Raw genomic sequence first — 18560 nt, forward strand, 5'->3', positions numbered from 1 at the left:
GGCCGCAGCGCGTCGACTCCCGACTGCTTTGATCGACGTCAGTCGACCGACAGCTCAAGCGCGCTGCGGTACCAGCCCGGACCGCCGCTCGGACGATATTCGCGCAGGTCGGCCAACCGCTGGACGGCGCGGCCCAACAATGTCTCGAGCTCGGGGCAGCCGATGTCGCGAAGGACGATACGCTGGACTCGCTCCGCGTCATCGAACTCCAGGACGAACGGCACCGTCAGGTCGACGCTGTCGCGGCCCAGCCCGGAGACCTGGCAGGAGCGTTCGCGGCCGATCCGCGCCACCTCCTCGGCGACTGCGCTTCCGACATGGACGTTGCCGATCACTCGCGCCTCGGGGAGTGCGCTCCAATTGCCGGTGCCGACGTCGACAGTCGGGCCCTGAGCCTGGACCGTTGCCGTTCCGAAAGCGATGATTGCCAGGGCCGCAAGCTTCAGCATCGTCGTCTCCTCTCCTGCCGATCCGATCTTCAACCTAAGCAGTTCATGCGGGGGCCGCGCAGCGCAGGGTCATTCGGCGCTCGTTATTGTCCCACGTCAAGCTGCTGCAGCTGCTCAGCCAGTCGAGACCGAGCGAGACCAGGAAGCGCGCCGGCTGGCGCTGGATCTGCGCCGTCACCACCACCTCGTCAGGGTCCGCCGGTGCGTCGGCGGGCAGGCTGAGCATGCCACGATGGTCGCGGGTCCGGACGAGCAGGTCGGTGATCGGCTGCCCCGCTAGCAAGGCAGGCAGATCAAGCCTGATGGGCCGGACCGGGCGGTCGACGCCATATTTGATCGTCATACTGCGCGCTTCCCCATCCCATCCGCCGCCGAACTCCTGCACCAGCAAGGCGCCCGCCGCGGCGGTGGCGAGACTGGCACTCCGGCTTGTCGAGACCCGGACGTGGACCATGCCGGATCGAAGCCGAAGGGAGTGGAACAGGCCAAGGTCCCGGCCGAAGCGCATGGGGAATTCGAACTCCTGCTCGTCCGCGGCGGGGGCTCGGAACCGCAAGGTCACGCGGTCGTACGGCAGGTCGGCCGGGCTGATCACTCCGTCGGCGCCGTCGACGACGGTGCGATCGGTCCACACCACCCGGCGGATCCCGCTGATTCCGCCGACCGTCACCGGCGTGGGACGGCTGGCGCCTTCGACCCGCACCGGGCCGATGATGGCTGCGGCGGCACGCGTGGTCGGGAACAGGCGCAAGCGAAAGGCCGCATCGCCGTTCAGGATGACATGACCCGGCGTTTCCGGGTCGACTCGAAGCCGCACGGGATGGTGGTTGACCCGCCCTTCGACGACATGGCCGCCCTCGGGGCCCAGCACCAGCTCCGACGCCAGGGCTGGCGCGGGGGCGGTTCCGAGCCAGAGCGCGAGTGCGATCGTCAGCCGGCGGCGACGGTCCCCCTTCGGCATTGCCTGCCTCCCAAGCCTCGAAGGGGCAGCCTAGGACATCGGCGCGCATTGCGGAAGCGCGCTGGTTTCGAGCGTGGAAGCGGGCTATGGTGCTTCAGCCCCTGTCTTTGCGGCTTTGCGACCGAGGGAGGACATGATGCGCGCGCGCCCGATGCGGTTGATTCTCATCTTCGCTGTCACGGCCGGCCCGGCGATGCTGGTGTCGACGCCGCTCAACGCCGCTGGCGCCCTGCTGCAGCAGCAGCCGACCAGCACGATCCGGGTGACCGCGCCGGGCTCGAACCGCCAGATCTGCACGACCGAGCGGCCCACCGGCTCCCGCTTCGCGCGGCGCGTCTGCCGCTCGCAGGCGGACCGCGAGGCCGATCGTCAAGCGCAGCAGGACAGCACGCGCGAGTTCCAGACGGACGGGTTCGTGTCGCCTGGCGACACCGCGGCCAGCGTCGGCGGCCCGCAATAAGCCTGAGGTTCGGGCCTCCTCCGGAGGCCTGGCTGGAGGGCAAAGAAAAACCCCCGCCGGTGAGGGCGGGGGTTTCGCGTCTTAGTCGAACATCGCGCCGTAGCGCTTGGCCTCGCGGTCGCGCCAGTGGCCACGGTGGTAGGCGTCGCTGGCGAGCAGCGGCAGCACGGTGGTCGCCTCGGCGAACACCATCTGCTCCATCGCGGTCGACACCTTGCCCCAGCTCGCCGCCTCCTGGAGGGTCGAGGAGGAGCAGGCGCCGTCGCGCACGTCGGCGACGGTGATCTGCACCGCGTACTTATGAACCTCGACATCGTCATGGCCGAGGATCTCGGCGCACACGACGGTGTCCTGGATGAAGTTCTTGGGAACGCCGCCGCCGATCATCAGCAGGCCGGTGGTGCCGGCCTTGATCTTGATGTCGGTGAGCTCGCGGAAGTCCGCGATGCTGTCGATGGTGAGGTAGGCCTTGCCCTCCTTCATCCGGTCGACCTGGTGCTTGACGAGGCCGAAGCCGGCCGAGCTGTCGGTGAAGGCCGGGCAGAAGATCGGCACGTCATGCTCGTAGGCGAGCTTGACCAGGCTGTTCTCCTTCTTGCCGTTCTCGACCAGCCACTTGCCCATCTCGCGGATGAAGGCGCGCGACGAATAGGCCTTGGGCTCGAGGCCGTTGGCGATGTCGCCGATCGTGTGATCGGTCTGCTGAAGCTTCTCTTCGTCGATATAGGTGTCGTAGATCCGGTCGATGTAGAGCGAGCGAAGGGTGTCGTCGTCGGGGATCTCGAGCGCCTGATAGTGCTTGTGGCCGAGCGCCTCGAAGAAATCCATGTCGACGATGGTCGCGCCGGTGGCGACGATCATGTCGACCATGTTGTTGCGCACCAGATCGGCATAGAGGTCCATGCAGCCGCCGGCCGAGGTCGAGCCCGCGACGACGAGCGCGATCGAGCAATCCTTGTCGGCGAGCATCATGTTGTAGATCTCGGTCGCGCGGCCGGTGTCGCGCGAGGAGAAGCTCATCTTCTTCATCGCATCGACGATGGGGCGGGCGTCGAAGCTCTTGATGTCGATATGCTCGACCTCGTTCGAGAGCAGCTCGGCCTTGCGCTTGTCGTTGATCAGGGTGTCGGTCATCGTCTGTCCATCACTTCCACTATGAACCGCCGTCGTTCATGGGGACGCGGAAACCCGTTCATATCCGCCCCGGGCGTGCCGGAGCGGGGAGCCAGGCATGGCCTGGTGAGGAGGTCCTCCCCCAGCATGCCGGGGGAGGAATAACAATCGCTCGTTACAGCGTGACGACGTTCGACGGGACGGCGCGTTCCGCCGGCACGCCGTAGAGCGTCGCCATCGGCTCGTCGGTCGCCTCGACGGTGAGGCCGGCGCCGAACCCGTTGAAGCGGGTCCGCATCGCGGTGCCGTAGGCGCCGAGCATGCCGATCTCGATATAGTCGCCGGCATCGACGTCGGCCGGGAGCATGAACGGCCCCGCCATATGGTCGAGGTCGTCGCAGGTCGGACCGTAGAAGCTGAACGCCATGTCCCTGGCGTTCGACGCCTTGTCGCGGACCAGCTCGACCGGGAAGCGCCAGCCGACATGCGCCGCATCGAACAGCGCGCCATAGGCGCCCTCATTGATGTAGAGTTGGTCGCCGCGGCGCTTCTCGACGCGCACAAGGACGCTGGCATATTCGGCGCACAGCGCCCGGCCGGGCTCGCACCACAGCTCCGCCGAGTAGGACACCGGCAGGTCCTCGAAGGCGCGAACGATCACCTCGAAATAGGTCTCGAGGGGCGGGGGCTCCATGCCCGGATACCAGGACGGGAAGCCGCCGCCGACATCGACGATGTCGACCGTCACCGCAGCGCTGACGATCGCCGCGCGAACCCGCTCCATCGCCTCGCCATAAGCGGCCGGGGTCATCGCCTGGCTGCCGACATGGAAGCAGATGCCGAGCGCGTCGGACGCCTGACGGGTGGCGATCAGAAGCTCCTTCACCTCGTCCGGCGCGGCGCCGAACTTCGAGGCGAGGCTGAGCTTCGAATGGTCGGAGCTGACGCGGATGCGGACGCACAGGTTGAGGTCGGTCGCGCCCTTGGTGGCGCGGACGATCTTCTCGAGCTCCTCCATCGTGTCGAGGGAGAAGGTGCGGACATTGTGCTGGAAATACGCCTCGGCGATGGCCTCCTCGGCCTTCACCGGGTGCATGAAGCACAAGGTCGCTTCCGGAAGCGTGGTCGCGACCAGCCGCACCTCGGCGAGCGAGGCGACGTCGTAATGCGTGATTCCGCTGTCCCACAGCACCTGGAGCAGGGCCGGATCGGGATTCGCCTTGACCGCATACATCGACCGGCCCGGAAACTTCTCGGCAAAGAAGCGGGCGGCACGAGCGGCGGCGTGCGGACGAATGAGCGTGACCGGTGCGTCCGGTCGCAGGGCGGTCGCTAGCCCCAGCGCGCTATGATGCTTGTGCAATTCAAGGGACCTCCAAGTGGGTAGTTCGGCGGAAAGTGCAGCCTTGCGGTTATTGGAAGTCCCCTTGGGGCTGCGGAGGCGCGATATATGAGGGGGGTCCCCCCATGTAAAGTCCCGGAATCGCGGTGAACCGAAGCGATCCGGCGGCGAACGAAGCAACGCCGCTAAAGTGTTGGTTCAATGGGACGAATTGCGGCTCTCGATACAATCGAAAATGCGTCGAAGCGAAGCGAGGTGGCGTCGCGGATTGCTTCGTCGCCCCGCTCCCCGCAATGACGGCCAATGACAGAGAATCGGGAAGCCCCCACGCGCGAGGGAGTCGAAGCCGCCGCGCGCCGCATCGCCGGATGGGTTACAAGAACGCCGCTGCTGCCGTTTGAATGGCGCGGGCGACGGCTGTGGGCGAAGGCGGAATGCCTGCAGCAAGGCGGCGCGTTCAAGCTGCGCGGGGCGACCAACCGTCTGCTCCAGCTTACCGACGCAGAGAAAAGGCACGGGGTCGTCGCCTTCTCGTCGGGCAATCACGCCCGCGGCGTCGCCATCGCCGCGCGCCGGCTCGGAATCGCTGCCACCATCGTCATGCCGTCCGACGCGCCTGTGGTGAAGCGCGAGGCGACCGCGGCCGAGGGCGCGGCCATCGTCCTGTACGACCGGATGAATGAGGACCGCATCGCCATCGCCGGGCGCATCTCGCAGGAAACGGGCGCGATCGTGGTGCCGTCGTTCGACGACGTCGACATCGTCGAAGGGCAGGGGACGGTCGGCATCGAGATCGGCGAGCAGCTCGGTCGCGAGCCGCCGTTGGTGGTCGTGCCGTGCGGCGGCGGCGGCCTGTCCTCGGGCATCGCCCTGGCGCTGCCCGGATCGAGGGTCGTCCCGGTGGAGCCGGCCGCCTGGGACGACATGGCCCGGTCGCTGGAGCGCGGCGAGATCGTCCCGGTCGGCGCGGACGCCCCGCCGACCAGGCTGGACGCGCTGCAGACCCCGGTCGTCTCGCCTTATACGTTCGGCGTGCTCCACGCCCGCGGCGTGCGCGGCCTCGCGGTCAGCGACGTGGAAGCATTCGCGGCGATGCGCTTCGCTTTCGACAGCTTGCGGCTGGTGGTTGAGCCGGGCGGCGCGGCGGCGCTGGCGGCGGTGCTCGCGGACAAGGTCGCCGACGTGCCCGAGGGCAGCGTCGTCGTGCTGTCCGGAGGCAATGTCGATCCGGGGTTTTACGCCTCGGTTCTGAACGGCTCGGCGGCGTAGCTCACGGGCATCGTCGCCTCGACCATCGCAGTGAGGCTGGACAGCTGGCGGGCCAGCTCGCGCAGCTCCGCCGCCTTCGTCTCCGCATCGACGCCGGGATTGGCCGACGCCGCGGTGTCGATCATTCGGGTGAGCGAGGGAAGCACCGTGCTTTCGATGGCCTCGAACGCGGCGTCGACGGCGATCTGCCGGAAATCCTGATGTATCATGCCCGCCCCCTCATGTTGCGGTGGAAGGAAAGGCTAGGCTTGGAGGGTTAAGCGGCCGTAAAGAGCCGGCATGACCGGCCCGTCCTCCCTGATCATGTCGCTGCTGATGCTCGCGGGCTTCGCGCTCGCCGCCGGCGGCGTTTACCTGATCGCGAAGCGGAAGGATCGCCGCCGTGGCCTGCTGATGCTGGTCGCCGCCTTCGTCATGTGGGGCAATGTCGCGATCCTGTCGCTGTGAAGAACGGTGAGACTGGCGCGGATTGCGCCGGAATCATCGCGGCGCCGCGTCTTTCCTGTCGCGGATACCGTCGCGCGGCCGGAAGATCATGCGCATCGGGCGGGTCTCCTCGCGGCGCCTGCGATAGGCGCGTACCGCAAGCAGCAACAAGGCCAGGACGAGGATGGCGATCAGGCCGATCCCCGTTTCGACGCGTACGCTGGAAATATCCATCGTCCCCCTCCCCAGAGCGACCGGGCGGCACCAAGGCATTGAGCGTCAAATGGAAATATACTCCATTTGGCGCCTCGGAGCGAGACAGGAGTTGTCTGGCCCCCAAAGATCTTTTCGGCTCCGGAACAGTCTCGGTTTTCGAGGCGTTGAGAGCCCGGTTCAGTCGATGCCCGGTCGGGAAGGGACCGGGCGAGGCGGCTGCGGAAGCCTGGCGGCGCGTCGCGTATCGCCGCCAGGCTTCGTTTCCGCGAGGCTGCGGCTTTACCGGCACCTGACCTCCTGGCGCTCGACCTCGCGGCCGAGCAGGGCGCCGAGCGCTCCGCCGATCAGCGTGCCCGCGGTGCGGTTGCGGCCGCCGTCGATGACGTTGCCGAGCAGGCCGCCGGCGGCGCCGCCGATGATGAGGCCGGTCGTGCCGTCGCTGCGCCGGCAATAATAGCGCCCGTCGGAGCCGCGATAGACCTGGTCGTTGGCCCCCAGCACGCGCTCGCGGTAGCGCGGGTCGTCGCGATAATAGCGGGCCGCGTCATAGTCGGTGGCGTAACGGTCGTCATAGTCGCCGTAGCGCCGGCCGCTGGACGGATAGCGGCGGCGTGCTTCCTCATAGCGGTCGCGCTCGCGCTCGTAGATGGCGCGCTCCTGGTCGAAGCGGCGCTGCGCCTCCTCCCAGCGCTGCTCGTCGGCGCGGGTCTGGGCCTCGGCCGGAACGGCGACAACGGTGGTTGCGGCGGCGAGCGCCAGGGCGATCAGATGCGTCCTCAATGGCTTCCCTCCCGGTGAGAAACGGGTCGTTACGCCGTGGCACGGGGCGCCGAGCGCAGGGAAGGGAACGGCGACGAAACGACTCCTTTGCGCGTCGGAGTTGCAGCGGGGCGAGCAGCGGTCGCGGTCGATGGACGCGCGCGCCGTTTTGCGTTAACCTTTTCGGACCACGGCGCGGGGGCCAAGGATCGGCTGCCAGCGTTGGGTGCCGGGCATCCAGGTCGCCGGCCCCCGACCTTTCCCCTCACTTCTGGCTCGGGAGGCGTGCGCGCCGCACGCCCCGATACGGAGCAGGTCGTCAAGACCGCGATGGGGAGCAGGTAATGAAGCCACAACGTCCCGTCACTCGCCGTTCCTTCTTCTCTCTGGTCGCCGGAGGCGCCGCGGCGGGGTCGCTCGGCCTCGTCAGCGGCAGCGCGTCGGGCGCGCAGGGCTGCTCGGACACCGACCCGCTGTCGCGCGGCGGCGACCCCGGCGGGCGCGGCGTCCGCTGCCAGAACCAGCCCCAGACGGGCTGCAGCGACAGCGATCCCACCGATCCCGGCGGACGCGGCCGCAACTGCCAGAACCGTCCGCAGACCGGGTGCAGCGACACCGACCCGACCGACCCGGTCGGGCGCGGCCGCACCTGCGCCGATCGGCCGCAGACCGGCTGCAGCGACCGCGACCCCACCGATCCCGGCGGGCGCGGCCGCAATTGCGGCGGGCGCGGCGACGTCTACGAGACCGGCCGGCGCGAGCGGCGCTACGAGGTGTGCTGGGTCGACCATCCCAGTCGAACCGACGACGAGTGCAACATCCAGACCTATACGGAGTGGGCGATCACCTTCTCCGACGGCCACACAGAATATGACACGTTCGAGTCGACGCGGCGCCGCGCGGAGATGGAGCGGCTCGGCTATACGGCACGCTGGCACCGGATGATCGTCGACTGGTGACGCGCCTTACCGAGTTGCCGCTGAGTTCAAACGTCGGCTGTCGAGCCTTGCGGGCGCGTGAGCCTGGACCGCGACACTGTGTTCGCCGACAACAGGCGCGCGCAGACGCTGGCAATGAGCCGCGATCCGCGGCAGGGGTTCAGGAGCGCGGCGACATTCGGACCGACGGCGCGCTACGGAGCCAATGTCGGGGCGTGAGCGGATTGCGTTGAGCTATTTTCTGGTTTTCATCGGCGCCGGCATCGGCGGTGCGCTTCGCCATGGCGTCAACCACCTGTCGTTGGCCTGGCTCGGGCCGGGATTTCCGTGGGGGACGCTGTTCGTGAACCTCGCCGGCGGGCTGCTGATCGGCGCGGTTGCCGGCCTGCTGGCGGAGAAGATCACCGGCTCGTATGAGCTGCGCCTGTTCCTCACCGTCGGCATTCTCGGCGGCTTCACCACCTTCTCCGCCTTCAGCCTGGAAGTCGCCCTGATGTGGCAGCGCGGCGAATATGGCGCGGCGCTGGCCTACAGCCTGGCGTCGGTCATCGTCTCGGTCGGCGCGGTGTTCGCCGGGCTGGCGATCGCCTCGCGCTGAGGCGTCAGTCGAGCAGCTCCACCGCCATCGCGGTCGCTTCGCCGCCGCCAATGCACAGGGTGGCAAGGCCGCGCTTGCCGCCGGTGGTCTCCAGAGCCGAGAGGAGGGTGCACAGGATTCGCGCGCCGCTGGCGCCGATCGGGTGGCCGAGGGCGGTGGCGCCGCCGTGGATGTTCAATTTGTCGTGGGGGATTCCGAGGTCGCGCATGGCGATCATGGCGACGCAGGCGAACGCCTCGTTGACCTCGTAGAGATCGACATCGTCGACGCTCCAGCCGGCGCGGTCGAGCGCCTTGCGGACGGCGGGGACGGGGGCGGTGGTGAACTGGCTCGGCTCGGCGGCATGGGCGGCATGGGCGACGATGCGGGCGACCGGCTTCACGCCCATGCGCTCGGCGACGCTGGCGCGGGTGATGACCAGGGCCGCGGCGCCGTCGCTGATGCTGCTCGCGTTGGCGGCGGTGATGGTGCCGTCCTTGGCGAAGGCGGGCTTCAGCTGCGGGATCTTCTCGGGATTGGCCTTGCCGGGCTGCTCGTCGACGGCGACGGTGACCTCGCCCTTGCGGCTCGTCACGGTGACCGGGACGACCTCGCGGTCGAAGGCGCCGGAGGTGATGGCGGCGTTGGCGCGGCGCAGGGACTCGATCGCGTAATCGTCCTGGGCGGGGCGGGTGAACTGATATTCGCGGGCGCTGTCCTCCGCGAAGGTGCCCATCGCGCGGCCGCTGTCATAGGCATCCTCGAGGCCGTCGAGCATCATGTGGTCGTAGACCGTGTCGTGGCCGATTCGGGCGCCGGAGCGGTGCTTCTTCATGAGATAGGGGGCGTTGGACATCGACTCCATGCCGCCGGCGACGATCAGGTCGGCGCTTCCCGCGGCGATCATGTCGTGGGCGAACATCGCCGCCTGCATGCCAGAGCCGCAGACCTTGTTGACCGTCGTCGCCTCGACCGACTTGGGCAGGCCGGCGCCGAGCGCCGCCTGGCGTGCAGGGGCCTGGCCGAGGCCGGCGGGGAGGACGCAGCCCATGAAGATCTTGTCGACCTGGTCGCCCTCGATCCCGGCGCGGTCGATGGCGCCCTTGACCGCGGCGGCGCCGAGCTCGGTGGCGCTGAGGCCGGCGAGGCTGCCCTGGAACGAACCCATCGGGGTGCGGGCGTAGGAGAGGATGACGATCGGGTCGGCGGGGGCGGTGGCCATGGGTAAATCCTTCTTGTCCTCCCCGGCACGGGGAGGTGGCAGCGCGAAGCGCTGACGGAGGGGCTGCTCCGCGCTCGGCGCCAGCCCCTCCACCATGCTTCGCATGGTCCCCCTCCCCGTACCGGGGAGGATTTTCTGGGGCGCACATAAGTCCTTCCGGGGGCGTATTCAAACGCATCCGGGCTTGTTACGCTGGCCGCATGATCAGCCGTCTCGCTCTCTCCGCCGCGGCCATCGCTTTGGCCGGTTCCGTCGCTTTCGCCCAGCCCGCGGCCACGCCGCCGCCGCCCGAGCGCAACCTGCAAGTGCTTCCGCGCGACATCGCCCAGCGCGACCTGATCAACATCATGCAGTCGTTCAACCGCGCGCTCGGCGTGGAGTGCAGCTATTGCCACGTCGCGGGCAATTTCGCGTCGGACGCCAACGGCCACAAGAACATCGCGCGCGGGATGCTGCGCCTGACCCAGCGGCTGAACCGCGAGCTTTTGCCCGAGATCCAGGGGCTCGGCGAGCCGCGCGTGAGCTGCTTCACCTGCCACCGCGGCGAGGCGCAGCCGGCGACGGCGCCCGGCGCTCCGCCAGCGGCGCCCCATACCCATAGCGGAGAGCGCGGCTAGGCTCTCCTTGTCGGCGCGTTTCCGGCTCTGCTAGGGGCGCGCCAAAGGGAGATAGACATGTCCGACTACGGGCTCGACTTCGCGCTCGGCGAGATGGCCGACACGATCCGCGACACCACCCGCCGCTTCGCCGAGGAGCGGATCGCGCCGCTCGCCGCGAAGATCGACGAGGAGGACTGGTTCCCGACCGAGCTGTGGCCCGAGATGGGCGTGCTCGGCCTCCATGGCATCACCGTCGCCGAGGAGGATGGCGGGCTCGGCCTCGGCTATCTCGAGCATGTCGTGGCGCAGGAGGAAGTGGCTCGGGCTTCGGCCTCGATCGGCCTCAGCTACGGCGCTCACTCGAACCTCTGCGTCAACCAGATCCGCCGCTGGGCGAACCCGGAGCAGAAGGCGAAATATCTGCCCAAGCTGATTTCGGGCGAGCATGTCGGCTCGCTCGCCATGTCCGAGGCGGGGGCGGGCTCGGACGTCGTCTCGATGAAATTGAAGGCCGACAAGGCCGATGGCGGCTACGTCCTCAACGGCACCAAATTCTGGATCACCAACGCGGCCTATGCCGATACGCTCGTGGTCTACGCCAAGACCGGCGAGGGCAGCCGCGGGATCACCACCTTCATCATCGAGAAGGACATGCCGGGCTTCGCCATCGGCCAGAAGCTCGACAAGATGGGCATGCGCGGCTCGCCGACCGCGGAGCTGGTGTTCAACGACTGCTTCGTTCCCGACGAGAACGTGATGGGCCCGGTCAACGGCGGCGTCGGCGTGCTGATGAGCGGGCTCGATTACGAGCGCACCGTGCTCGCCGGGATCCAGCTCGGAATCATGCAGGCCTGCCTCGACGTGGTCCTGCCCTACGTCCGCGAGAGGAAGCAGTTCGGCAAGCCGATCGGCGCCTTCCAGCTCATCCAGGCCAAGGTCGCCGACATGTATGTCGCGCTCAATTCGGCGCGGGCCTACGTCTACACCGTCGCCAGGAACTGCGATGCGGGCAAGACCACCCGTTTCGACGCCGCTGGGGCGATCTTGCTGGCGTCCGAAAGCGCCGTGAAAGTCAGCCTCGAGGCGATCCAGGCCTTGGGCGGCGCCGGCTACACCAAGGACTGGCCGGTCGAGCGCTACATGCGCGACGCCAAGCTCCTCGACATCGGCGCGGGCACGAACGAGATCCGCCGGATGCTGATCGGGCGGGAGCTGATCGGAGCGGCTTAGGATGAGCGGCGCATCGGCCATTCCCGGCGGTATCGTGCACGATCTGCCGGACGAACTTGAAACGGCCCTGCGCGGCGATCCGAAAGCGCTCGCGACATGGCAGGACATCAGCCCGATCGCCCGCAACGAATGGATCTGCTGGATGACGTCCGCGAAGAAGGAAGAGACACGGCGCAAGCGTCTCGACTGGGGCCGATCGAGCCTCAGCGAGGGGAAGCGCCGGCCATGTTGCTGGCCGGGCTGTCCCCACCGCTGAGCTGCGGCTCGGCTACCAGATCCGAACCCTCTGCTCCGGCGGCAGGAACAGGCGCTGGCCCTGCTGGACGTTGAACGCGCTGTACCAGGGGTCGAGGTTGCGCACCGTCAGGGCGCGGAACTGGCCCGGGGCGTGGACTCCGGTGGCGATGCGCTGGCGGAGCGCCTCGTCGCGCATCTTGGTCGCCCAGGCCTGGGCGAAGGCGATGAAGAAGCGCTGGTCGCCGGTCATGCCGTCGATCACCGGCGCCTCGCGGCCGTTCAGCGACGCTCGGTAGGCGTCATAGGCGGCGGCGAGTCCGGCGACGTCGGCGATGTTCTCGCCCAGAGTCAGGCGGCCGTTGACGTTGAGGCCGGGAAGCGCCTCGTATGCGTCATATTGGGCGGCGAGGGCGTTGCCGGCCTGCTGGAACCGCTCGAAATCCTGCGGCGTCCACCAGTTTCTGAGGCGGCCGGTGGAGTCGAACAGCGCCCCGTTATTGTCGAAGCTGTGGCTGATCTCGTGCCCGATCACCGAGCCGATCGCGCCATAGTTGAAGGCGGCGTCGGCGGCGGGGTCGAAGAAAGGCCGCTGCAGAATCGCCGCGGGGAAGTTCAGGGCGTTCTGCACCGGCAGGTTGACCGCGTTGACCAGTTGCGGCGGCATCCACCATTCGTTGCGGTCCATCGGCCGGCCGATCTTGGCGATCTGGTGGCGATATTCGGCGAGGCCGGCGTTGCGCTGGTTGGCGTAGGGATTGTCGGCGGTGATCTGCACGTTCGAGTAATCGCGCCAGCTGTCGGGATAGCCGACTCCGACGACGATCGAGCGGACCTTGCGCAGCGCCTCTTCCTTGGTCGACGGCGCCATCCAGTCGATCGCCTCGACCCGGCGGGCGAAGGCGGCCTTGATGTTCTCGACCATCCCCTGGACCTCGGTGCGGGCCGAGGCCGGGAAGTAGCGCTCCACATAGGCCTGGCCGACCGCGTCCTGGAGCGCGGAGCTGACCGCGTTCAGGGCGAGCTGGTCGCGCGGGCGCTGCTGCGGGGTGCCGCTGAGCGCTGTGCCGTAGAAGGCGAAGTTGGCGTTGCGGATCGGCGCCGGCAGGACGTTGGCCTGCTGGTTGAGGGTGTGGAAGACGAGCCATTCCTTCCACGCCTGCAGCGGCTCGGAGGCGACCAGAGCCGACAGCTGCGGGATGGCGCCGGCGTGATAGGCTTGAAAGCGCGGCGCATTTGCGAGGCCGGCGGCGCCGAGCAGGGCGCCCCAGTCGATGCCCGGAGCGCGCTGCTCGAGCTCGGCCCGGGTCCACACCGTTGCGCCGCGGGCGAAGTCCTCGCTCTCCTCGCGGGTGGCGTGGGCGCGGGCGATCTTGGTCTCGAGGTCCATGATGCGGCCGGCCGCGCCCTGCGGGTCGGAGATGCCCGCGTTCTGGAGAACCGTGGTGATGTAGGCGCGATACTGGTCGCGGATGCCCGACATTTGGGCGTCGCCGGAGATGTAATATTCGCGCTCCGGAAGGCCGATTCCGCCCTGCATCAGATAGGGCAGGGTCTCGCCGGGCGTGTTGAGGCCCTGGGTGACGAAGATGCCGAACAAATTCTCGGTCTGGAAATTGGTGGCGTTGAGCGGGTCGGTGTCGGCCCGCAGAGTCCGGCCGATCGCCTCGCTCAGCTGGCGGACGTCGCCGATTCCGGCGATGGCGCGAATGTCGCCCTGGGCGGGTGCCATTCCGGCGCGGTCGATCGCCGCGGTGTCGAGATAGGCGCGGTAGTAATTGGCGATCCTCGCCTCGTTGCTGCCCTCCGCTGGGCTCGACTCGAGGATCCCGTTGAGAAGCTCGCGGGTCTGCTGCTCGCGCTGCTGGTCGGCGATGAAGAAGCCGCCGATCGACGAGCGGTCGGCCGGGATCTCGGTGTTCGCGACCCAGCGGCCGTTCGCGTAGCGGAAGAAGTCGTCCCCCGGACGCACCGAGGTGTCCATCGACGCCGCGACGATTCCGGCCTGCGTGCCCTGCGCCTGCTCATTCGTCTGATTGTCGACCGCGGCGTTGCAGGCGGAAAGGGCGAGCGCCGACGCGAAGAACAGCAAGCGGGGGAGTTTCATGCGGGGAGCTCCGTGGGTTCAGCTGTCTGGTGTGGTGGCGCGCTAGCACGGCGCGGCGGCTTTCGACAAACCGCGCGCACCTTTCGGCGAACGACCCCATGCTTTTCATCAACGCCCGACATGGCTAGGCGGGGGGCGCTCGAGGGAGATCGATTTCGCCTATGGAACAAGCGTCCGCCTGCATGTTTGAAGCCGGGTCCTCAATGCGCCCGGCGTCCGCCGGGCTGATCCCGAAGGTGGCGGATGACCTTGATCGAAGCGCTCGAATGGTATGGCGCCGCGGCCGGCGCTCTGGCGGCCCTGATCGTCTCGCTGGATCTCGGGCGGCGGGCGACCGGATTCGCGTTCGTGATCTTCGTGACCAGCTCAATCGCTCTGATCGCCTGGGGCCTGCTCGGGCAGGAGAGCGAGGGGATCGGCTACCAGAACATGATTCTGTTCGCGATCAACTGCGTCGGCGTCTATCGCTACCTGATCCGCAAGAAGCCGGTGCTCGCGGCGGACTGACGTTCAGGGGAGCTGCAGCGTGACTCAGCTCACCAGCAAGATCGACACGTCTTCAGATACTTACCGCGCTTATGCTGCGCACAATAAAGGCCTCGCCGAGGAGCTTCGCGAGCGGGTTGCCAAGGCGGCGCTCGGCGGCAACGAGAAGTCGCGTGAACGCCACACGGCGCGCGGCAAATTGCTTCCGCGCGACCGCGTCGAGCGGCTGCTCGATCCGGGTTCGCCCTTCCTCGAGATCGGCCAGCTCGCCGCCTGCGACCTCTATCATGGCGAGGTGCCCGGCGCGGGCATGATCGCCGGCATCGGCCGGGTGTCGGGCCGAGAGGCGATGATCCTGTGCAACGACGCCACGGTCAAAGGCGGCACCTACTATCCGATGACGGTGAAGAAGCATCTCCGCGCCCAGGAGATCGCGCGTGAGAACCGGCTTCCCTGCGTCTACCTGGTCGACAGCGGCGGCGCGAACCTGCCGCATCAGGCGGAGGTGTTCCCCGATCGCGAGCATTTCGGGCGGATCTTCTACAACCAGGCGCAGATGTCGTCCGAAGGGATCGCGCAGATCGCCTGCGTGATGGGAAGCTGCACCGCGGGCGGCGCTTACGTCCCGGCGATGTCGGACGAAAGCGTCATCGTAAGGAACCAGGGCACGATCTTCCTTGGCGGCCCGCCGCTGGTGAAAGCGGCGACGGGCGAGGTGATCTCGGCCGAGGATCTCGGCGGCGGCGATCTCCATGCGCGCAAGTCCGGCGTGGTCGACCATCTCGCCGAGAATGACGAGCATGCGCTGACCATCGTCCGCGACATCGTCGACCGGCTCAACACGGTGAAGAACGTCGACATCGACCTCGCCGAGCCGCGTCCGCCGAAGTTCGATCCCGAGGAGCTTTACGGAGTCATCCCGGACGACGTGCGCACGCCCTACGACGTTCACGAGGTGATCGCCCGCATCGTCGACGGGTCGGAGCTTCACGAGTTCAAGCCGCTCTACGGCTCGACCCTGGTGTGCGGCTTCGCGCGCATCTGGGGCATCCCGGTCGCGATCCTGGCGAACAACGGCATCCTGTTCAGCGAGAGCGCCCTCAAAGGCGCGCATTTCATCGAGCTGGCCTGCCAGCGGCGCGTGCCGCTGCTGTTCCTCCAGAACATCTCCGGCTTCATGGTTGGCGGCAAATATGAGGCCGAGGGGATCGCCAAGAACGGCGCCAAGCTCGTCACCGCAGTGGCGACTGCGAGCGTTCCGAAGATCACCGTGCTGATCGGCGGAAGCTTCGGCGCGGGCAATTACGGCATGTGCGGGCGGGCCTATTCGCCGCGCTTCCTGTTCACCTGGCCCAACAGCCGAATCAGCGTGATGGGCGGCGAGCAGGCGGCGTCGGTGCTGGCCACTGTCCACCGCGACGCCGACAAGTGGACAGCTGAGGAAGCCGAGGCGTTCAAGGCGCCGGTCCGCCAGCGCTATGAGGACGAGGGCAATCCCTATCACGCGACCGCGCGGCTGTGGGACGACGGGATCATCGACCCCGCGCAGACCCGCGACGTCCTCGGCCTCGCCTTTGCCGCCACGCTGAACGCGCCCATCCCCGAGCGGCCGCAGTTCGGCGTGTTCAGGATGTGACGATGGGGATCGCGCCTTCAAATCCTCCCCGGAACGGGGAGGGGGACCGCTCGCCGCAGGCGAGCGGTGGAGGGGGCCCCAAGGTCCTCGCGTCCCCGATCAAGGTGGTGAAGCGCGCCCGCAGGCTCCGCAAGGAAATGAGCCTGCCGGAGGTTCTGCTGTGGAGGGAGCTCCGCAAGCGGCCGGGTGGCTACAAATTCCGGCGACAGTTTCCGCAGGCGGGCTATTCCCTCGACTTTGCCTGCCTCGAAGCGAGGCTCGGGATCGAAGTGGACGGCGCGTCGCACGACTGCGGCGACAATCCGTTGCGAGATGCGGTGAGGGACGAGCGGCTTGCCTCGGCTGGCTTCGCGATGCTCCGCATTCCCGCTCGCGAAGTGCTTTCTGATTTAGACGGTGTGATCATGGGAATTGCCGCGCGTTGCTCGGAGCTGGGCCCCCTCCACCACCGGCCTGCGGCCGGCGGTCCCCCTCCCCGTTCCGGGGAGGATTTGCGGTGATTGCTTCCCTTCTCATTGCCAACCGGGGCGAGATTGCGTGCCGGATCATTCGGACGGCGCGTCGGCTCGGGATCAGGACGGTCGCCGTCTATTCGGACGCGGACGCCAAGGCGCTGCATGTGCGCGAGGCGGACGAGGCGGTGCATATCGGGCCGAGCCCGGCGCGGGAGAGCTATCTCGTCGGCGAGAAGATCATCGCGGCGGCCAAGGCGACCGGGGCGGAGGCGATCCATCCGGGTTATGGCTTCCTGTCCGAGAATGCCGAGTTCGCCGAGGCGGTCGAGGCGGCGGGGCTGGTGTGGGTTGGGCCGAAGGCGGCGTCGATCCGGGCGATGGGGCTCAAGGACGCCGCCAAGAAGCTGATGCAGGAGGCGGGGGTTCCGACCACGCCGGGCTATCTCGGCGAGGGCCAGGCGCCGGAGCGGCTCCAGGCCGAGGCGGACGGGATCGGCTATCCGGTGCTGATCAAGGCCGTCGCGGGCGGCGGCGGCAAGGGCATGCGCAAGGTCAACGCGGCCGGCGAGTTCGCGGAGATGCTGCTGTCGTGCAAGCGCGAGGCGGCGTCCTCGTTCGGCGACGACCGCGTGCTCATCGAGAAATATGTCGAGCGGCCGCGACACATCGAGGTTCAGGTGTTCGGCGACACCCATGGCAACGTCGTCCATCTGTTCGAGCGCGACTGCTCGCTCCAGCGCCGCCACCAGAAGGTGATCGAGGAAGCGCCGGCGCCGGGAATGGACGAGGCGACCCGCGCCGCGGTGTGCGAGGCGGCGGTCAAGGCGGCGCGCGCGGTCGACTATGTCGGCGCGGGGACGATCGAGTTCATCGCCGACGCCAGCGAAGGCCTCCGCGCCGACCGCATCTGGTTCATGGAGATGAACACGCGTCTCCAGGTCGAGCATCCGGTGACCGAGGAGATTACCGGCCAGGATTTGGTCGAGTGGCAGTTGCGCGTCGCGAGCGGCGAGCCTCTGCCGTTGAGGCAAGAGGAGCTCAGCATCAACGGCTGGGCGATGGAGGCCCGGCTTTATGCGGAGAATCCCGCTGCCGGCTTCCTGCCGAGCACCGGGCCGCTGAAGTATTTCGGATTGCCGTCCCGCAAGAGCCGGGATGGGCGGAGCTTGCGCGTCGAGACCGGGGTTTGTGAAGGAGACGAGATCTCGAGCTTCTACGATCCTATGATCGCAAAGATCATCGTGCTCGCGAAGGACCGAGAACAGGCTGCGCGCAGCCTCGCGCTTGATTGTAGCTTCGTCGACAGTTGGCCGGTGAAGACCAATGCGCGGTTCCTAGTCGCGGCGCTCGAAGATCCTGATTTCGTTTCCGGCAATGTCGATACCGGTCTGATCGCGCGCAAGCTCGATGAACTGGTTCAGCCCGACGAACCGACACAGAATGCACTTCAGTCCGTCGCGCATATGGTGACCGACCGTTTGAAGGGCGGGCGATCCGAAACCATTCGCGACACCTACCTGAGCCAGGAACCAGGCCCTTGGGCGCAGCAATGGGGCACCCGACTCAATCGCGATCCCGCTCCGGCGGTGGTACGTCTGACGGATGGGCGCACAGTTTTCGAATTCGAATTCAACCATCAAGAAATCAATTCGTCGCGGTGGGTCGAGCGCGTCGACGAAGGATATCTGGTCAAGGACAACGGCAGCAACTTCATCCTGACCGAAGCGCGAGCGGGCGGGGCTGCAGGTGGAACAGAAGCCGACGGCGCGCTGATTTCGCCGATGCCGGGGAAGATCATCGCAGTCGAAGTGCGACAAGGGGACAGCGTGGCCAAGGGGCAGAAGCTGGTGACTCTCGAGGCGATGAAGATGGAGCACAGCCTCGTCGCGCCGTTCGATGGCGTGGTCGCGGAGCTGAACGCGGCCGAGGGCGGGCAGGTGAGTGAAGGCACCCTGCTGGCTCGGATCGAGAAGGGGGAATAGCCGGCAAGCGGCTTGCCTGAGCTTGTCGAAGGCCTTTCCTTCTTCTTCGCGCTCGGCAAAGTGAAGGAGAGGGCTTCGACAAGCTCAGCCAAGCCGGAA

21 protein-coding genes are annotated in these 18560 nt (G+C 67.6%); 12 read left to right on the forward strand and 9 right to left on the reverse strand.

Going from position 1 to position 18560, the window contains the following annotated elements:
* Positions 1-38: 38 nt before the first annotated feature.
* Together G7B71_RS00150 and G7B71_RS00155 are read right to left on the reverse strand one after the other, a co-directional pair.
* Positions 39-449: a hypothetical protein gene (locus G7B71_RS00150; protein WP_166036637.1), complete on the reverse strand. Its 411-nt coding sequence runs from the start codon at positions 447-449 to the stop codon at positions 39-41.
* 43 nt (positions 450-492) lie between these two features.
* Positions 493-1410 carry a hypothetical protein gene (locus tag G7B71_RS00155; RefSeq protein WP_166036639.1) on the reverse strand — a complete coding sequence of 306 codons (918 nt, stop codon included), beginning with the start codon at positions 1408-1410 and terminating at the stop codon, positions 493-495.
* A 133-nt stretch (positions 1411-1543) separates the two neighbouring features.
* Here G7B71_RS00155 and G7B71_RS00160 point away from each other — a divergent pair, with 133 nt between their 5' ends.
* Complete coding sequence (locus tag G7B71_RS00160; protein WP_166036640.1) at positions 1544-1870, forward strand: hypothetical protein; 327 nt, start codon at positions 1544-1546, stop codon at positions 1868-1870.
* Between the two features lie 81 nt (positions 1871-1951).
* Here the strand turns inward: G7B71_RS00160 and G7B71_RS00165 are convergent, their stop codons facing one another.
* On the reverse strand, positions 1952-3004 hold the full coding sequence (locus tag G7B71_RS00165) for a deoxyhypusine synthase (protein ID WP_166036641.1): 1053 nt from the start codon (positions 3002-3004) through the stop codon (positions 1952-1954).
* Between the two features lie 154 nt (positions 3005-3158).
* The gene (locus tag G7B71_RS00170) at positions 3159-4346 is read right to left on the reverse strand and encodes a type III PLP-dependent enzyme (protein WP_166036643.1); all 1188 of its coding nucleotides are present in this window, start codon (positions 4344-4346) and stop codon (positions 3159-3161) included.
* A 282-nt stretch (positions 4347-4628) separates the two neighbouring features.
* Here G7B71_RS00170 and G7B71_RS00175 point away from each other — a divergent pair, with 282 nt between their 5' ends.
* On the forward strand, positions 4629-5594 hold the full coding sequence (locus G7B71_RS00175; protein WP_166036645.1) for a threonine/serine dehydratase: 966 nt from the start codon (positions 4629-4631) through the stop codon (positions 5592-5594).
* Here G7B71_RS00175 and G7B71_RS00180 read toward each other — a convergent pair.
* Complete coding sequence (locus tag G7B71_RS00180) at positions 5561-5803, reverse strand: hypothetical protein (RefSeq protein WP_166036647.1); 243 nt, start codon at positions 5801-5803, stop codon at positions 5561-5563. The two genes, G7B71_RS00175 and G7B71_RS00180, sit on opposite strands and share 34 nt — an antisense overlap.
* Before the next feature lie 70 nt (positions 5804-5873).
* Here G7B71_RS00180 and G7B71_RS00185 point away from each other — a divergent pair, with 70 nt between their 5' ends.
* Positions 5874-6041, forward strand: a complete 168-nt coding sequence (locus G7B71_RS00185) for an LPXTG cell wall anchor domain-containing protein (RefSeq protein WP_166036648.1) — start codon at positions 5874-5876, stop codon at positions 6039-6041.
* Positions 6042-6074: 33 nt separating this feature from the next.
* On the opposite strand, the gene G7B71_RS00190 is transcribed toward G7B71_RS00185, so the two are convergent.
* Together G7B71_RS00190 and G7B71_RS00195 are read right to left on the reverse strand one after the other, a co-directional pair.
* Positions 6075-6254 carry a hypothetical protein gene (locus tag G7B71_RS00190; RefSeq protein ID WP_166036649.1) on the reverse strand — a complete coding sequence of 60 codons (180 nt, stop codon included), beginning with the start codon at positions 6252-6254 and terminating at the stop codon, positions 6075-6077.
* A gap of 261 nt (positions 6255-6515) precedes the next feature.
* On the reverse strand, positions 6516-7016 hold the full coding sequence (locus tag G7B71_RS00195; RefSeq protein ID WP_243406022.1) for a glycine zipper 2TM domain-containing protein: 501 nt from the start codon (positions 7014-7016) through the stop codon (positions 6516-6518).
* 323 nt (positions 7017-7339) lie between these two features.
* Here G7B71_RS00195 and G7B71_RS00200 point away from each other — a divergent pair, with 323 nt between their 5' ends.
* Positions 7340-7954: a hypothetical protein gene (locus G7B71_RS00200; RefSeq protein WP_166036650.1), complete on the forward strand. Its 615-nt coding sequence runs from the start codon at positions 7340-7342 to the stop codon at positions 7952-7954.
* A gap of 208 nt (positions 7955-8162) precedes the next feature.
* A complete protein-coding gene (gene crcB / locus G7B71_RS00205) occupies positions 8163-8531 on the forward strand; it encodes a fluoride efflux transporter CrcB (protein WP_243406023.1) in 369 nt (122 codons plus the stop codon).
* A gap of 4 nt (positions 8532-8535) precedes the next feature.
* Here the strand turns inward: crcB and G7B71_RS00210 are convergent, their stop codons facing one another.
* Positions 8536-9732: an acetyl-CoA C-acyltransferase gene (locus G7B71_RS00210; protein ID WP_166036652.1), complete on the reverse strand. Its 1197-nt coding sequence runs from the start codon at positions 9730-9732 to the stop codon at positions 8536-8538.
* 200 nt (positions 9733-9932) lie between these two features.
* Between G7B71_RS00210 and G7B71_RS00215 the strand changes: the two genes are divergently transcribed.
* From G7B71_RS00215 to G7B71_RS00225, 3 genes are read left to right on the forward strand one after another with little or no spacing between them, the layout of a single operon-like run.
* Positions 9933-10349 (forward strand): c-type cytochrome, encoded by a 417-nt coding sequence (locus G7B71_RS00215; RefSeq protein ID WP_166036653.1) that lies wholly within the window; start codon positions 9933-9935, stop codon positions 10347-10349.
* Positions 10350-10406: 57 nt separating this feature from the next.
* Positions 10407-11561 carry an isovaleryl-CoA dehydrogenase gene (locus G7B71_RS00220; protein ID WP_166036654.1) on the forward strand — a complete coding sequence of 385 codons (1155 nt, stop codon included), beginning with the start codon at positions 10407-10409 and terminating at the stop codon, positions 11559-11561.
* Between the two features lies 1 nt (position 11562).
* Positions 11563-11817: a YdeI/OmpD-associated family protein gene (locus tag G7B71_RS00225; protein WP_166036655.1), complete on the forward strand. Its 255-nt coding sequence runs from the start codon at positions 11563-11565 to the stop codon at positions 11815-11817.
* Between the two features lie 12 nt (positions 11818-11829).
* Here G7B71_RS00225 and G7B71_RS00230 read toward each other — a convergent pair whose 3' ends face one another.
* Positions 11830-13902, reverse strand: coding sequence for a M13 family metallopeptidase (locus tag G7B71_RS00230; RefSeq protein ID WP_166036656.1), 2073 nt, complete (start codon positions 13900-13902; stop codon positions 11830-11832).
* Between the two features lie 243 nt (positions 13903-14145).
* On the opposite strand from G7B71_RS00230, the gene G7B71_RS00235 reads away from it, so the two are divergent.
* The 4 genes from G7B71_RS00235 (at position 14146) to G7B71_RS00250 (ending at position 18461) form a co-directional block, all read left to right on the forward strand.
* Complete coding sequence (locus tag G7B71_RS00235) at positions 14146-14409, forward strand: hypothetical protein (protein WP_166036657.1); 264 nt, start codon at positions 14146-14148, stop codon at positions 14407-14409.
* A 19-nt stretch (positions 14410-14428) separates the two neighbouring features.
* Positions 14429-16024, forward strand: coding sequence for a carboxyl transferase domain-containing protein (locus G7B71_RS00240; RefSeq protein WP_166036658.1), 1596 nt, complete (start codon positions 14429-14431; stop codon positions 16022-16024).
* 137 nt (positions 16025-16161) lie between these two features.
* Complete coding sequence (locus G7B71_RS00245; protein WP_243406024.1) at positions 16162-16524, forward strand: endonuclease domain-containing protein; 363 nt, start codon at positions 16162-16164, stop codon at positions 16522-16524.
* Positions 16521-18461, forward strand: a complete 1941-nt coding sequence (locus G7B71_RS00250) for an acetyl/propionyl/methylcrotonyl-CoA carboxylase subunit alpha (RefSeq protein ID WP_166036660.1) — start codon at positions 16521-16523, stop codon at positions 18459-18461. The genes G7B71_RS00245 and G7B71_RS00250 overlap by 4 nt, the downstream gene beginning before the upstream one ends.
* Positions 18462-18560: the final 99 nt, after the last annotated feature.

Origin of the sequence: Sphingosinicella sp. YJ22 (assembly GCF_011320075.1) — a bacterium.
Taxonomy (GTDB): Bacteria; Pseudomonadota; Alphaproteobacteria; order Sphingomonadales; family Sphingomonadaceae; genus Allosphingosinicella.